This window comes from Shimia sp. MMG029 (assembly GCF_027947445.1).
Classification (GTDB): domain Bacteria; phylum Pseudomonadota; class Alphaproteobacteria; order Rhodobacterales; family Rhodobacteraceae; genus Shimia.
Genome location: NZ_JAQJIM010000001.1, coordinates 134171 through 149807 on the forward strand (window position 1 = coordinate 134171; position 15637 = coordinate 149807).

General features: G+C 58.2%; 14 protein-coding genes. 8 read left to right on the plus strand and 6 right to left on the minus strand.

Annotation, left to right across the window (positions count from 1 at the left end; translation table 11 throughout):
- Positions 1-22 precede the first annotated feature (22 nt).
- Positions 23-475, minus strand: coding sequence for a hypothetical protein (locus tag PJL69_RS00705; RefSeq protein WP_271307955.1), 453 nt, complete (start codon positions 473-475; stop codon positions 23-25).
- Between the two features lie 160 nt (positions 476-635).
- On the opposite strand from PJL69_RS00705, the gene PJL69_RS00710 reads away from it, so the two are divergent.
- Positions 636-1403, plus strand: coding sequence for an EcsC family protein (locus PJL69_RS00710; protein ID WP_271307956.1), 768 nt, complete (start codon positions 636-638; stop codon positions 1401-1403).
- A gap of 42 nt (positions 1404-1445) precedes the next feature.
- On the opposite strand, the gene ptsP is transcribed toward PJL69_RS00710, so the two are convergent.
- The 5 genes from ptsP to PJL69_RS00735 all read right to left on the minus strand — a co-directional run bounded on the left by ptsP (position 1446) and on the right by PJL69_RS00735 (position 7212).
- Complete coding sequence (gene ptsP / locus PJL69_RS00715) at positions 1446-3689, minus strand: phosphoenolpyruvate--protein phosphotransferase (RefSeq protein WP_271307957.1); 2244 nt, start codon at positions 3687-3689, stop codon at positions 1446-1448.
- Positions 3690-4075: 386 nt separating this feature from the next.
- On the minus strand, positions 4076-5311 hold the full coding sequence (locus PJL69_RS00720) for an aspartate kinase (RefSeq protein ID WP_271307958.1): 1236 nt from the start codon (positions 5309-5311) through the stop codon (positions 4076-4078).
- Between the two features lie 193 nt (positions 5312-5504).
- Positions 5505-6149 carry an SDR family NAD(P)-dependent oxidoreductase gene (locus tag PJL69_RS00725; protein WP_271307959.1) on the minus strand — a complete coding sequence of 215 codons (645 nt, stop codon included), beginning with the start codon at positions 6147-6149 and terminating at the stop codon, positions 5505-5507.
- Positions 6150-6167: 18 nt separating this feature from the next.
- A complete protein-coding gene (locus tag PJL69_RS00730) occupies positions 6168-6638 on the minus strand; it encodes a DUF1178 family protein (RefSeq protein WP_271307960.1) in 471 nt (156 codons plus the stop codon).
- A gap of 112 nt (positions 6639-6750) precedes the next feature.
- Entirely contained in the window at positions 6751-7212 is a 462-nt protein-coding gene (locus PJL69_RS00735; RefSeq protein ID WP_271307961.1) for an NUDIX hydrolase, read from the minus strand.
- A gap of 706 nt (positions 7213-7918) precedes the next feature.
- Between PJL69_RS00735 and mraZ the strand changes: the two genes are divergently transcribed.
- The 7 genes from mraZ to mraY are packed head-to-tail and all read left to right on the plus strand — an operon-like array spanning position 7919 to position 15558.
- The gene (gene mraZ, locus PJL69_RS00740; protein WP_271307962.1) at positions 7919-8404 is read left to right on the plus strand and encodes a division/cell wall cluster transcriptional repressor MraZ; all 486 of its coding nucleotides are present in this window, start codon (positions 7919-7921) and stop codon (positions 8402-8404) included.
- Between the two features lie 2 nt (positions 8405-8406).
- A complete protein-coding gene (gene rsmH, locus PJL69_RS00745) occupies positions 8407-9399 on the plus strand; it encodes a 16S rRNA (cytosine(1402)-N(4))-methyltransferase RsmH (protein WP_271307963.1) in 993 nt (330 codons plus the stop codon).
- Positions 9400-9753, plus strand: coding sequence for a cell division protein FtsL (gene ftsL, locus PJL69_RS00750; RefSeq protein ID WP_209097585.1), 354 nt, complete (start codon positions 9400-9402; stop codon positions 9751-9753).
- Positions 9750-11534 (plus strand): peptidoglycan D,D-transpeptidase FtsI family protein, encoded by a 1785-nt coding sequence (locus PJL69_RS00755; protein ID WP_271307964.1) that lies wholly within the window; start codon positions 9750-9752, stop codon positions 11532-11534. Before ftsL ends, PJL69_RS00755 begins: the two co-directional genes overlap by 4 nt.
- Positions 11535-11555: 21 nt before the next feature.
- Complete coding sequence (locus tag PJL69_RS00760) at positions 11556-13037, plus strand: UDP-N-acetylmuramoyl-L-alanyl-D-glutamate--2,6-diaminopimelate ligase (protein WP_271307965.1); 1482 nt, start codon at positions 11556-11558, stop codon at positions 13035-13037.
- Positions 13034-14476, plus strand: coding sequence for a UDP-N-acetylmuramoyl-tripeptide--D-alanyl-D-alanine ligase (locus PJL69_RS00765; RefSeq protein ID WP_271307966.1), 1443 nt, complete (start codon positions 13034-13036; stop codon positions 14474-14476). The genes PJL69_RS00760 and PJL69_RS00765 overlap by 4 nt, the downstream gene beginning before the upstream one ends.
- A complete protein-coding gene (gene mraY / locus PJL69_RS00770; RefSeq protein WP_271307967.1) occupies positions 14476-15558 on the plus strand; it encodes a phospho-N-acetylmuramoyl-pentapeptide-transferase in 1083 nt (360 codons plus the stop codon). The genes PJL69_RS00765 and mraY overlap by 1 nt, the downstream gene beginning before the upstream one ends.
- Positions 15559-15637 lie beyond the last annotated feature (79 nt).

A 15637-nucleotide genomic window follows, 5' to 3' on the forward strand; every position in this document is an offset into this window, starting at 1 on the left:
TTGAAGCTTTTGCACTTAAAAGTTAGCCGCTTGGTGCGTCTGTTGTTTTGCGCGAAACGAGCCGCTGCCAGACTTTGGTCGCTATAATTACTAAGCTTGCTATGCAGAATGCGCCGAAAAGCAGGGCCAGCGAAAAGGCTGTCGCTCCGAATACTGCAAAATTAACGGCCGTATCAGTTGCCATCATTTGTTCCCAAAAGTAGCCAAATGGTGGTTCGCGAGGATCATTGGCTGTGAAAATGCCGTCACCATCCACGTCGAAAGAATGGACACGCCAAATCGCATAATTCTGACGCGCGTGTGCCAGTATGAAGAACCCCAGAATCGAAAAGCAGAAAGTTTTGCACACTTGCCAAAATTGGCGTGCCTGATTTGGTCGCCAAAGTAATGTGTGGCATGCTCTGAACATCAAAAGCCAGGCCAAGCTGAGTGCAATCCAAACGCTGGCTTCGTAGGCAAAGATTTCGAAGGTCATGATTTATTCTGTACAGTGGGGCATGTCAGGTTTTGGAGGGCTAGCGCTTTGTAACATCATTGCCGATGCTCCTTTCATTTACTGAGCAGGTTGTTGCGATCCGCCGGTTCAATCCGTGTGCTAAGGTTGAACGGCGAAGGAGATTGCATAGTTAAACATCATGACCAACGTAGAGATTTTACCGGACGTACCGGCGCGTGAAATTGATTTAGACCACGAATTGGATGCCCTGGCGGCGAGTTATCAAGGGGCCAGTGGACTTGGCATGAAAGTGCTGGGCGTGCTGGGCATGCCGGTTGGCGGTTTGCTCAAGTCTTTGCCGCACGAAGTCCAGATGGGACTTGGGAGCGCGACTGAAATTGCGTTGACGCAGGCGGTGAAATGGGCCGATGGCAGTCGGGGGGTGATCAAAGACCAGCCCGACTGGATCAACGCATCAATCACTGCAGCGCTGGGGGCAGCGGGTGGCGCTGGTGGGGTGACCTCTTCGTTGGCGGAGCTACCGATTACCGTGACCGTGTTGTTACGCGCCATTCAGGGTGTTGCAGCGCAATATGGGTTTGACCCATCACAAGAAAGCGTGCGGTTTGATTGTGTCCGAGTGTTGGCCGCAAATGGACCGTTTGAAGAAGACCGTGGGGCGGATTTGGCGATGCTGGAGCAGCGCGCTGGGCTGGCGGTTGGTGGGGCGAAATGGATCAGCTCGGTGATTGTGCCGCGTCTGGCCCCAGTGCTGGGGCAGAAGCTTGCGGCGCAGGCGGTGCCGGTGATTGGTGCAGCGGCGGGTGCTGCGACCAACTACGCTTACACAAGCTATTATCAGGACATTGCGCATGTGCACTTTGGCCTGCGCAAACTGGCTGTGGAGGCGGATGTGGCCCCGGATGATCTGATTGCCGCGATGCGCAGGCGTTTGGGGGCGGAGTAAGCCGCTGCCACCACCTGATGCGAGGTGGCGAGGGTCTTTGCTTCAGTTCCCGTTGCGCAGATAGTCCATCACCGCAGGGCGCACGGATTGATCGCCCTGTTCGCGAGCCTGATAGATCACGCGGCGTACCTCACTCAGGTCGACACGGCGCAGCAGGCTTTTGACGGGGCCAATCGATGCCGGACGCATGGAGAGGTGACGCAGCCCCATGGCGGCCAGGCAAACGGCCTCGATTGGGCGGCCAGCATCCTCGCCACAGAAGCTGAGCGGTGTGCCTGTGTCGATGCAGCGGTTCACAATGCCTTCGAGGAAGGTCAGGAAGCTCACATTCAGCGTGTCATAGCGGCGGCGCACGCGTTCGTTTTCCCGGTCAGCGGCAAAGAAGAACTGCTTGAGATCGTTACCCCCAATCGAGAGAAAGTCGACCTCTTCATAAAACCGTTTTGGCGCAAAGCCGAGGCTGGGCGTTTCCAGCATCGCGCCCACTTCGAGTGTTTCGGGCAGCGGGTGGCCTAGAATACGCTCACGCTCGATCGCTTTGTCCACTTCGGCGCGGGCGGCGGTATACTCTTCATATTGTGCGATGAAGGGGAACATGATGGTCAGCGGCCGGCCATTGGCCCCACGCAAAAGCGCCTGAAGCTGCATGCGCATCACGCCGGGCTTGTCGAGGGCCACGCGCACGGCACGCCAGCCAAGGGCCGGGTTTGGCTCATCCTGTGGCGCCATATAGGGCAGCACCTTGTCAGAACCGATGTCGAGGGTGCGAAAGACCACACGCTTGCCCTCGGCTGCATCCATCACCCGGCCGTACAAGCGCGCAAGCTCGGTGCGTTTGGGCATCTGGTTGCGGATCAGGAACTGCAGCTCTGTGCGGAACAGCCCCACGCCTTCTGCTCCGGAGGAGGGCAGGGAGGGCAGATCCGCCATAAGCCCCGCGTTCATATGCAGATGCACCACTTCGCCATCGAGGCTTTCGGCATCTTTGTCGCGGATCGAGGCGTAGCGTTCCTGTGCCTGTGTCACCATCGCGATCTTGTCGCGGAAGGCGGTGACAACAGTGTCGTCGGGGCGCAGATGGACAATGCCCTGATCGCCGTCCACCATGATGTGGTCGCCGTTTAGCGCTTCGGTGGTGATTTTGTCCGCGTGAATGACCAGCGGGATCGCAAGTGCGCGCGCCACAATGGCGGCGTGGCTGCCAACGGAACCTTCTTCCAGCACGATGCCTTTGAGCTTGCGGCCATATTCCAGCAGTTCCCCAGGGCCGATGTTGCGGGCAATCAGGATCGGGTCGGAAGGCATTTCCGCGCCGGTTTCGCTGCCCTGACCGGTCAGAATGCGCAGCAGGCGGTTGGACAGGTCATCGAGATCGTGCAGGCGTTCGCGCAGATAGGCATCTGTGACCTGCTCCATGCGCGCGCGCGCGGCGGATTGTTCCATCTCCACAGCGGCTTCTGCAGACAGCCCGCGAGAGATATCCTGCTCCATCCGGCGCATCCAGCCTTTGGAGTTGGCAAACATACGGTAGGCTTCGAGCACATCAAGCTGTTCTTTGTCGCCACGCGCTGCGGTGTCCAGCATCTTGTCAACGCCAACGCGAAGCTCATCAACCGCGTCATTGAGGCGTTTGAGCTCCACCTCTGGATCATCTGCAACGGGGTTTGTCACCACCACGCGGGGCTCATGTAGCCAGACGTGGCCTTCTGAGGCGCCTTCCTGCCCGCTGGTGCCGCGAAACATTTCTGATTGCTGGTGGCGCGCGCTCATGGCGGCGCCTTCGCCAACAAAGGCGCCCAGTTCCGTCATTTCCGCGAGCACCATGGCGACCACTTCCAAAGCGTAGATTTCATCCTGTGAAAACACACGCTTGTCTTTGGACTGTACCACAAGAACGCCGAGATTGTCGCCGAGGCGCTGTACCGGGACACCGCAGAAACTGGAGTAGATTTCCTCGCCGGTTTCCGGCATGTAGCGGAACCCTTTGGCGTTGGGCGCATCATCTGTGTTCACGACACGAGAGGCGCGGGCCACGCGACCGACGAGGCCTTCGCCAACCCGCATCCGGGTCTGGTGCACCGCTTCGGCGTTCAGGCCTTCGGTTGCGCAAAGCTCCAGCGTTTCGTCATCGCGAAACAGATAGATAGAGCACACTTCGGTGCCCATAGACTTGGCAATCAGGCTGGTGATCTTGTCCAGACGTTCCTGACCTGCGCTGTCTTCGGCCAAAGCGTCTCTGAGCCGCCCAAGCAGTTTGCGGCTTTCCGTCTGGGTGTCTTGCGCCATAAACGATGTGGTCCTCGGTTGTCGCCTATGATGCGAATAGACCACAACCAACGCGAATGCCAAATGGTTTATAAGGGTTCCTCGGCGGCAAATTGCTGCTGCGGTGCAGCGTATCCCGATTTGATTTGGCGACAGGCATGCCTTGAAAGCGGCTTCATCTGCGTCAGAGGCAGGGTAAGCTGTGAAATCGTGCGGTGCAGCGCGATGCTGCGGTGAAGCATGGGACGCGTGTGGCGCGCCGGGTACCCTGCAATTTGGCGACGCGATTGGGATGCATTGCCTGAAAAATGAGCGTCGGTCAGGTTTCAGGGCGCAGTGGTAAGACAGAAAAGGGCCACGCCGATTATGGCGTGGCCCCTTGGAGTTATGCGTGCGGTGCGTGGCCGTTAGGCTTTTTCAAGCTCAAAGGCGTCGTGCAGCGACTGAACCGCGAGTTCCATGTATTTGCGTTCGATCAGCACGGAGATCTTGATTTCAGATGTGGTGATCACCTTGATGTTGATGCCTTCATCTGACAGCACTTTGAAGGCTTTGGCCGCAACACCAGACTGGCTGCGCATGCCGATGCCAACCACAGAAACCTTGGCGACTTCTTCGTCGATCACCAGCTCTGCAAAGTTCAGGCCACCAGAGGTTTTCAGCTCATCCAGTGCCGCTTCGGCGCGCTTCACCTGATCGGTGGGCAGCGAGTAGGTCATGTCGGTGCGGCCATCTTCAGAGATGTTTTGCACAATCATGTCCACATTGACGCCCGCATCAGAGAGGCAGCCAAAGATGATGGACGCGATGCCGGGGCGGTCCGCCACGGACAGAAGGGTCATTTTGGCTTCGTCGCGCGAGTAGGCGACACCGGAGACGACGTTGGATTCCATGATTTCCTCCTCATCGCAGACCAGTGTGCCTGCCTCGTCGGATTGTTCTTCAAAAGAGCTGAGAACTCTCAGCCGGACTTGGTTGCGCATGGCAAGTTCCACGGAGCGGGTCTGAAGGACCTTGGCGCCGAGGCTGGCCAGTTCGAGCATTTCTTCAAAGGCGATTTTGTCGAGTTTGCGCGCCTTCTGGCAGATGCGCGGATCGGTGGTATAGACGCCGTCCACATCGGTGTAGATGTCACAGCGCTCTGCCTCAAAGGCGGCGGCAAAGGCCACGGCTGTGGTGTCGGAGCCACCCCGGCCCAGCGTTGTGATGCGGCCTTCTTCGGAGATGCCTTGGAAGCCTGCCACAACGGCAACCCGCATGCCTTCGCCAAATTTGGCGTTGATGTTGTCGGTTGGGATTTCCTCGATGCGCGCCTGGCTGTGCGCGGAGGTGGTTTTGAGTGGCACCTGCCAGCCCTGCCAGCTGCGGGCGGGCACATCCATTTCCTGCAAGGTCAAAGCCATAAGGCCGGCTGTCACATTCTCACCGGAGCTTACGACAGCGTCGTATTCACGTGCGTCATAGAGTGGGGAGGTTTCGTCGACATAGCCCACAAGCTTGTTGGTTTCCCCGGACATGGCAGAGACGATGACAATGACATCATAGCCTTTGGCCACTTCCACGCCGACGCGTTTTGCGGCGCGGCGGATGCGGTCGAGGTTGGCGACTGAAGTGCCGCCGAATTTCATCACAAGTACGGGCATGGCGCGTCCTTAAATCGTAAGTCGGAGCGGGTTTACGCGGTTGGGGGGCGAGAGGCAAGCTCGATTGGCTTTGTCGGCCCCTGAGGTTGGGAAAGTGAGGCGGGAAGGATGGGGTATGAGGAGCCAGCCCCTCTGGCGCAGCGGGCTACGCCATTCACCCCAGGATATTTTGTGAATGAGAAGACTGGCGCACTCAGTAGGCGTGGGCGCGGCCGTCCCAGGTTTCAAAGCAACCGGTGGTCTCAAGAGACAGGGCGTCAAACCGGTTGATCAGGCCGGAAGCGCTTTCCTCCAAGGTGATGTCGGCCTGCGTGCCGCCCATGTCGGTCTGCACCCAGCCGGGGTGGTAGATGCCGACGGCAATGCCGATGTGGGCCAGGTCGGTCGCCAGATTGCGTCCGAGGTTCAGGGCGGCGGCTTTGGACGCGCGGTAAATGTAGGAGCCCCCCGGCGCACGGGTGTGAGACGCCATCTGCGAGGAGATGATCGCGATTTTGGGGGCTTCAGAGAGTTGCAGGTTGGGCAGCAGGTTCTGCACAGTTAAGAAAACGCCGGTGACATTGGTGGCGAAGCTGTCATCCCACATGTCGGCGGGGTAGCCATCGGCCAAGTTTTGACCTTTGTCCAAGTAGACGCCTGCATTGCAGATCAGCAGATCAATCGGTTGGGTGTCCAGCGCCTGCGCCATCGCGGTCTGGCTCGCCGGGTCACGCACATCAAGCTGTAATAAGTCGCCGCCAGCGCGGCTTGTGCCGGTTACTTTGTGGCCTTGCACGCGCAGGTGATCGGCAAGTGTGGCCCCGATGCCGCGATTGGCGCCAGTGATGAGTGCGTGCATTTGAGTGTCCTTTTCGCCTTAATTTGTTTTGCGCCCAATCGAAAAGGGAAGAGGTGCAACCGGCACGCCATCTTCGATCAGTGCTTTGGCTTCTTCGGGCTTGGCTTCGCCGTAGATGGCGCGCTCGGGTGTGCTGCCTTCGTGCATGGCGCGTGCTTCTGAGGCGAAGTCTTTGCCCACATAATCGGAAGTGGATTCCACATGTTTGCGCAGGTCGCGCAAGGCTTGCTCTGCTGGGGATGCTGGCGCGGACAGCGCGCCGGGGGCGGGCTTGGCCTCTGCTGGCGCGGCTTCCTGTTCGGGGGCTTTGCTTGCCGCCTTTCTGGCTGGGCGAACGCGCGGGGCCATCATCGCCTTTTCAACCTGGGTGTCACCACAGACTGCGCAAGCCACCATTCCGCTGGCCTTGAGCTTGTCAAAAGCTTCAGCTGACTGAAACCAGCTGTCAAAGCGGTGCCCTTCGGCACATTTCAAAGTGTAGTTGATCATCGCGAAGGTGTGTCTTGCTCAAGTGGTCGTCTGGGCGAACATATGGCGCAGGGTTGGGGGGATCAAGCGTCGCGCGCGGCTGTATGGCTTGGCCGTTGCGTTTGTTCGGGCTCTATGGAGCAAAGTCCCGCACAATTTCCGCCAGCTCTGGCATGCGGATCTGTTTGGCCGCTTTTTGGGGGCTCATCCATTTGCGCTGGCGTTGCCCTGCTTCAGGGAAGTGTTTTGCGCATTTCTCAACCTGAAGTGCAAAGACAAGGACGCGGATTTTCTGGCCGTACAGCGGGCCGCGAGTTTTCCGGTACCGGTATTGGCCGAGACAGTGCTTGTCAATTGTTCCGACGATGCCGGCTTCTTCCCATGCTTCTTGAGCGGCGGCTTTGTGGGGTTTGAGGGCTTCCATGGGCCAGCCTTTCGGGATGATCCATTGGCGGGTTCCACGCGAGGTGATCAGCATAATTTGCACCTTCCCTTTGCGGATGCGGTAAGGCAGCGCCGCGAGTTGGATGTTTTTCCCGCTCTTGCGGGTTTTGCGGATCATGGCCTCAACAGCTTTGGGTGGAAGTGCGCCCATGAGACAGCCTCTTATGCAGTATCGCTAAGCGAGAGCCTAATGCGGTGTGCTGGGGAGGCAAGGGGCGTTTCTGGGAATTTATGGGCTGGGCCGAAATGGGGGGTGGGAAACGGTGGGAACGGCTGGTGATTTGCATGGGAAAGTGGTGCGAATCAGGGAGGATGCGAGCGAGTGATTGTCGAAATGGTCCGAAAGTGGCGCCATTTCTACTCTTGTGTGGAATTTTTTTGGGAATTTTTGGGAGTTTGGCCCATTGGAGCTAATTTCACTTCATATGGTGTTTGGGGGTGGATGTCGGTGGATATCTGGTAGCTATGTGGGTGATGTGAGGCGCTTCTTGTGGATATCTTGGTTGCGATTTTTTTATATATAGACTCTGTGGAGCAAAATTTCTGTTGCCTTCCATGAATTCCCATGCGATCCCTATTTCCACGATGAGGACGGGAACAAACGAGGCGCAAAGACCTCAATCCCAAGTCAGGTTTCATACAGGCACCCGCTTTCATCGAAAATAAGAGATCCGGTGCGTGGGCGAGCAGAACATCCCCCCAGGTGGCACGCGCAACTGGACACCCCCGCAAGAGCGGGACGAGGGCGGCGGATTGATCAGTGGCAGCAGATCAATCCGCCGTTTCGCTTCCACCAGGCAGATGTCTTGGGGTGGTGGGGCAGGTAGAGGTTGAAAGGGCCATAGGCAGTGGCGCTCATGTTTCGCGGCGAAAGTCGTAACAAGGTGGATAGTAAGGGGCGGATGTCGATTCCGGCCAAGTTCCGCCGTGTGCTTGAAGCAGGTGACCCTGAGTGGAAAAGTGGTGCAAACCCCAACCTCGTGATCGTATACGGTGGCAAAACACGCGACTATCTGGAATGTTTCACCGTTGAGGCCATGAATGATGTGGTGGGCCGCATCATGAAGATGCCTCGGGGCAGCAAAAAGCGTCTGGCGCTTTCCAATCTGTACCTGACGCAGTCCATCGACGCGTCCGTGGATGAAACCGGGCGTATCGTTTTGCCCAAAGAGCAGCGTGACAAAATTGGTCTGGTGGATATGGCCGTGTTTGCTGGTAAGGGCGACACTTTCGAAATCTGGACGCCAGATGGCTACGACGAGATCAACGCGCTGGAAGCAGATGAAGACTTTGATCCGGATGCTGATCCGTCGATCTATTTGGATGGAGATGAGGGGTTCTGATTATGGCGACTTCTGAAGATACCGCCGCAAAACGCCCTCACATTCCTGTCCTGCTTGCCCCCTTGTTGCGCGCAGTGGCACCGGTGTCTGGGCGGTGGCTGGATGGCACCTTTGGTGCAGGGGGCTACACCCGCGGCTTGATCGAGTCCGGAGCCAGCAAGGTTTATGGTGTGGATCGCGATCCATTGGCGTTTGAAATGGCGGCGCCTTGGGTCGGGGATTATGGCGATCAGATTGAGCTTGTCTCTGGTGTCTTTTCCAAGATGGATGAATACGCCGAGGATCTGGATGGGGTTGTGCTGGACCTCGGTGTGAGCTCCATGCAGCTGGATTTGGCAGAGCGCGGGTTTTCCTTCATGAAGGATGGCCCGCTCGATATGCGTATGAGCCAGGATGGGCCTTCAGCTGCGGATCTGGTGAACGAGGCCGGTGAGGCTGAGTTGGCCGACATCATCTACCAATATGGCGAAGAGCGGGCGAGCCGTCGCATTGCCAAAGCCATTGTGCGCGAGCGGGCGCTCGAGCCAATCACCACAACCCTGCGTCTTTCGGAGATCGTGGAAAGTTGTCTGCCGCGCGCAAAGCCGGGTCAAAGCCATCCAGCGACACGCAGCTTTCAAGCGCTGCGGATTGCCGTGAATGATGAATATGGCGAGCTGTTTCGCGGACTGATGGCGGCCGAGCGCGCGCTGAAGCCCGGCGGGCTTCTGGCGGTTGTGACATTCCACTCGGTTGAGGACCGCATGGTGAAACGGTTCTTGCAGTCCCGCGCGGGCAAAACCGGCAACGTCAACCGCTATGCGCCTGAAACAGAACAGGAAAAGCCAGCGTTTGAATTGATCACGCGAAAGGCCGTGGGGCCGGATCCAGAGGAGCTGGAAGACAACCCGCGTGCGCGCTCTGCGAAGTTGCGGGTTGCGCGCCGCACCGATGCGCCGGCAGGAGAAATTGCGGGCAAAATGATTGGCATGCCAACACTTGGGGGGCGCAAGTAAATGCGAACCGTGTTGTTTGTTTTGGCCGCTGGTATGGTGATTGCGCTGTCTGTCTGGGCCTATCAAGAGAATTACCGCACACAGGCGATGATCGGCGAAACCGAACGGTTGCAGCGTGAGATTGGTGTCGCGCGGGCGCGTTTGGCGGTTTTGAAGGCTGAGTGGGCGTATCTCAATCGCCCCGACCGACTGCGAGATTTGGCAGAGATCAACTACAATGATTTGCAGCTGCTTCCGTTGCGTCCCAATCAATTTGGTCGGGTGGAACAGGTCGCGTATCCGTCCACGGGGCTAGAGTTTGGGTTTGAGCTGGAAAATGCTGTTGAAGTTTCCGCTGAAGAGGTGACGCCATGACCCGCACCCCTTTGCGGCCTTTGGCATCTATCCTTCGGGCACGCGCAGTTGGGGAGAGCCCGGACAGCATTGAGCGTGCCAATCTGCGTGCGCGCCATGAGGAAATGCGCAGCAAGGGACGTGCACGTGCCGAGGGGCGGTTGCTCATTATGGCGGTGCTTTTTACCGGAGCCTTTATCACAGTTGGTACGCGCATGGGCATGGTCAGTGTCTCAGAGGCGTCTGAGCCGCGCACGAGCTATGCTGGCAGCCGGATACAGGCGGAACGTGCGGATATCGTAGACCGCCATGGGCGCATCCTTGCCACCAACCTTGAGACCCATGCGCTTTATGCGCAGCCACACCATATGATCGACAAGGCGCGCGCGGCCAAAGAGTTGGTGGCGATCTTTCCAGACTTAGATGAAGAACGCCTGATAAAAGATTTCACAGGAAAGAGAAAGTTCCTCTGGATCAAGAAAAAAATCAGTCCTGAGCAACAGCAGGCCGTCCATGATATAGGTGAGCCCGGATTGCTGTTTGGGCGTCGTGAAATGCGGCTTTATCCCAACGGGCGACTGGCAGCGCATGTGTTGGGTGGTGCGAGTTTTGGCAAAGAGGACGTGCATGATGCCGAACTGATCGGCGTGGCAGGTGTTGAGAAATATTTTGATGCAGAGCTGCGTGATCCGCTGAACGGCGACAAGGCGCTTACACTGTCGATCGATCTGACTGTGCAGGCTGCGGCCGAGCGGGTGCTCTGGGGCGGCATGAAGCTGATGAATGCCAAAGGCGCAAGTTCTGTTCTGATGGATGTTCAGACCGGCGAAGTGATCTCCATGGTCAGTCTGCCGGACTTTGATCCAAACAATCGCCCACGCCCACCGGTTCAGGGGCAGGCTGCGGATAGCCCGCTGTTTAACCGTGCGGTACAGGGGCTTTATGAACTGGGCTCGACCTTCAAGATCTTCACAGCGGCGCAATCCATGGAACTTGGACTGGCCGCACCTGAAACGATGATTGACACCAAAGGGCCGTTGCGCTGGGGGAAATTCCGTATTCGCGATTTCCGCAACTACGGCGCGCAGCTGACGTTGACCAAAGTGATCGTGAAGTCGTCAAACATTGGTACCGCACGCATCGCCCAAGTCATCGGCGCGGCGCGTCAGCAGGATTTCTTGCGCAACCTTGGCTTTTTTGAGCCAACCCCGGTCGAGGTGGTGGAGGCGCGTGGCGCGCAGCCGTTGCTGCCTAAGAACTGGTCTGAGCTGTCAACGATGACGATTTCTTATGGGCATGGCATGTCCGCAAGCCCACTGCATCTGGCCGCGGGATATGCGGCAATCGCCAATGGCGGCACAAAAGTCACGCCAACCTTGCTGAAGCAGGGCGATGTCGAGGTTGGGCCACGGGTGATGAGTGCTGAGAGCGCCGAAGCCGCCCGGACGATGCTGCGCAAGGTGGTGAGCGAAGGAACCGCTTCCTTTGGTGAGGTACCGGGCTATGCCGTCGGGGGCAAAACGGGTACGGCCGACAAACCCAAAGAAAACGGGCGCGGCTACTATGAGGATAAGGTGATCGCGACATTTGCTGCGATGTTCCCAACTCATGATCCCGAATATGTGCTGATCCTTTCGCTGGATGAACCTGTGGAAACATCCGGTGATGAGCCGCGCCGCACAGCGGGCTGGACAGCGGTGCCGGTTGCAGCAGAGATGATTGCCCGCGTGGCGCCGCTTTTGGGGCTGCGACCCGAAGTTGAACCTGCGGAGTTGGCTGATATAACGCTGACATCAAATTAAGCCGAAGACAGGCGGGCAAAGATGGCAGCGGGCGCAAAACAACTTTCTGAATTGGGTCTGACGGCCATTGGGGGCGCAAATCCGGAAATCACCGGGCTTGCAGTGGACAGTCGTGATGTCAAAGAGGGGTTCCTCTTTGCTGCATTGCCTGGCACGCGGGTGCATGGTGGCACTTTCATTCAGTTTGCGCTGCGCATGGGTGCGTCCGTCATTCTGACGGATGCGGCGGGGGCGAAGATAGCCGAACAGGAGCTGGCGGCGAGTGGCGCCGCTCTTGTGATCGCAGAGGATCCGCGTCAGGCATTGGCCTATACGGCGGCGCTGTTTTTTGGTGCGCAGCCGGGCATTATGGCAGCGGTGACTGGTACAAATGGCAAAACTTCTGTGGCCACTTTCCTGCGGATGATCTGGCAGGAGATGGGGCTTGAGGCTGTGAACCTCGGGACAACGGGCGTGGAAGGCAATTTCACCGCGCCATTGCATCACACCACACCTGAACCGATCACTTTGCACCGCACATTGGCGGCGGCTGCGGATGCTGGCATTGGCTTTGCTGCAATGGAGGCCTCTTCTCACGGATTGGCGCAATGCCGCCTGGATGGGGTGCAGCTGGCGGCGGCAGGATTTACAAACTTTACCCAAGATCATCTTGATTACCACGAAACCTTTGATGAGTACTTCAACGCCAAGGCTGGGCTTTTTGCACGTGTGTTGCCGGAAGAGGGCACAGCGGTGATCAATGTGGATGATCCGCGCGGCATGGATATGGCGCTGATTGCAGCAGGTCGCGGGCAAGGCGTGCTGACTGTGGGCAAGGGGGATGCTGATCTGGCGCTGACGGCGCAGCGTCTGGATGCCACAGGGCAGGATGTGCGCTTTACCTTCCGGGGCAAAAGCTATCAGACGCGGCTCAATCTGCTGGGTGGATTTCAGGCGGAAAATGTACTCTTGGCGGCTGGACTGGCTGTTGCTTGCGGTGCGGAACCTGAGCGCGTGTTTGAGGTTTTGCATGAGTTGCAAGGGGTGCGCGGCCGGATGCAGCTGGCCGCGACCCGCGCCAATGGCGCTGCCGTTTATGTGGACTATTCCCACACGCCGGACAGTGTGGCCACTGCACTCAAAGCGCTGCGCCCGCATGTTATGGGGCGCCTCATTATCGTGGTTGGGGCCGGTGGGGATCGCGACACAACCAAACGCCCGCTGATGGGGCAGGCGGCGGCAGAGTTTGCCGATGTGGTTTTTGTCACCGATGACAACCCGCGCAGCGAAGATCCGGCCACCATCCGGGCGGCGGTGATGGAAGGGGCGCCAGAGGCCACCGAAGTGGGGGATCGCGCTGAAGCGATCCTGCGCGCGGTGGATGCGCTTGAGCCGGGGGATGCCTTGCTCATTGCAGGCAAAGGCCATGAGACTGGGCAAGAAATCGGCGATGACATTCTGCCGTTTGATGATTGTGAGCAGGCCAGCGTGGCCGTGGCTGCATTGGATGGAGGTCTGGCATGACATTATGGACCTCAGAGGTCGCTGCTCATGCCACTGGCGGGCGCAGCACTGGTGATTGGGCCTGCAAAGGGGTGTCGATTGACACGCGCACTCTTGAGGAAGGCGATCTCTTTGTTGCGCTGACTGCAGCGCGCGATGGCCATGAGTTTGTGGCGCAAGCTTTGGCAAAAGGCGCGGCGGCCGCTCTGGTGAGCCGCGTGCCTGAAGGTGTGTCAGAGGATGCGCCTCTGTTGATTGTCGACGATGTCTTGCAGGGACTTGAGGCACTGGGCCGCGTAGGGCGCGCCCGTACAGCCGCGCGCGTTGTGGCGGTTACGGGTTCGGTTGGCAAAACCTCAACCAAAGAGATGCTGCGTGCCATGTTGTCAGGGCAGGGGCGCATCCATGCGTCAGTGGCCAGTTACAACAATCATTGGGGTGTGCCGCTCACTCTGGCGCGCATGCCAGAAGACACCGAGTATGCGGTGATTGAAATCGGCATGAACCATCCCGGTGAAATTGCACCGCTGGCGAAAATGGCCCGCCCTCATGTGGCATTGGTCACAACGGTTGCCGCTGTGCATCTGGAAGCTTTTGAGAATGTCGCAGGCATCGCGCAGGAGAAAGCGGCGGTGTTTGACGGGTTGGAGCCGGATGGCATCGCCATCGTAAATGCGGATATTGACACCGCAGATGTGCTGCGGGCCCATGCCGAGGCCTTGGGGTTTGCCAAACAAGAGTTTGGCGAGAGCGCAACAGACTGGCGGCTGGGTGAGATCACGCTGCAGGGCAATGTGACCGTGGCGCGCGCCATGCAAGGTGACGAACCGTTGCTCTTTAAAGTGCAAAGCGCAGGGCGCCATTTCGCGATGAATGCGCTTGGCGCTTTGGCCTCGGTCGATGCGATGGGCGCAGATCTGGCGCTTGCCGTCGCAGATCTCGGCCGCTGGACCCCGTTTGTGGGGCGCGGCGCGCGGGAAACACTGGTGCTTGATCCGGTGGAAACAGACCGCACTCTGGAGCTGATTGATGAGGCCTATAATGCCAACCCCACAAGCCTGGGGGCTGCATTTGAAGTTTTGGCGGCGGCAAAACCAAAAGACGGTATTGGGCGCATCGGCAAGGGGCGTCGGATCGCCTTTGTTGGTGATATGAAAGAACTGGGCGGTGAAGAAATCGCTATGCATGCGGCGCTGGCTGATCACCCTGCGATGTCCGACATCGACGTTGTGCATTGCATCGGGCCACTGATGCAGCATCTGCATGGGGCTCTGCCAGAGGAGAAACGCGGGCTTTGGGCGGAAACGAGCGCAGAGCTGGCGACAGAGGTGCGTCGGCTGGTTGATGCCGGTGATGTGGTCATGGCCAAGGGGAGCCTGTCCATGGCACTGGCCAAGGTGGTTGACGCCATCCGCAAACTGAGCCATCCCGCAGCGCAATCCAAAAACGAGGACTTGTAATGTTTTTTTGGCTGACCGCGCTGTCAGATGGCGGTGATTTTTTTAACCTGTTTCGTTACATCACCTTCCGTGCGGGAGGTGCATTTATGACCGCATTGATTTTCGGCTTTCTGTTTGGGCGTCCGCTGATTGATGTGCTGCGTCGCAAGCAAGGCAAAGGTCAGCCAATCCGCGATGATGGCCCCGAAGGGCACTTCGCCAAAGCTGGTACACCGACAATGGGCGGCTTGTTGATTGTGGGCGCGTTGGTCACATCCACCCTGCTGTGGGCGCGTTGGGACAATGGTTTTGTCTGGCTCGTGTTGTTTGTGACATTGGCCTATGGGCTGATCGGGTTTGCCGATGATTACGCGAAAGTCTCAAAGCAAAACACAAAAGGTGTGTCGAGCCGCGTCCGTCTTCTGCTGGGTTTTGTTATTGCCGCGATTGCAGGGGTTTGGGCGACATTCTTGCAGCCCGATGTATTGCAGTTCCAATTGGCGGTTCCCGTTTTCAAAGAGGTGCTCGTCAACCTCAGTTGGGCCTACGTGCCCTTTGCCATGTTCGTGATCGTTGGGGCTGCCAACGCGGTCAACCTGACGGATGGCCTTGATGGTCTGGCGATCATGCCTGTGATGATCGCGGCGGGTGCGCTGGGTGTTATCGCTTATGCGGTGGGGCGCGTTGACTTCACCGAGTATCTGGATGTGCATTATGTGCCCGGCACCGGTGAAATCCTGATCTTCGTGGCTGGTCTCATGGGCGGTGGCCTTGGCTTCCTTTGGTACAATGCCCCCCCTGCAGCGGTGTTTATGGGCGACACAGGCTCACTTGCGCTTGGTGGCGCATTGGGCGCGATTGCCGTGTCCACCAAACACGAGCTGGTGCTTGGCATCATTGGGGGCCTCTTTGTGGTTGAGGCGCTGAGCGTGATCATTCAGGTGCTTTACTTCAAGCGCACCGGCAAGCGGGTTTTCCTGATGGCTCCGATCCACCATCACTATGAGAAAAAGGGCTGGTCTGAGCCGCAGATCGTGATCCGGTTTTGGATTGTCGCTGTGATCCTAGCGATGATTGGTCTGGCGACACTTAAGCTGCGCTGATCGGGTCAGATTGCCAATTTAACGAAGGGCGTCTCATGTTTGGCGCGCCTTTTGTTTTATCATTCGCAAAATATCCCCG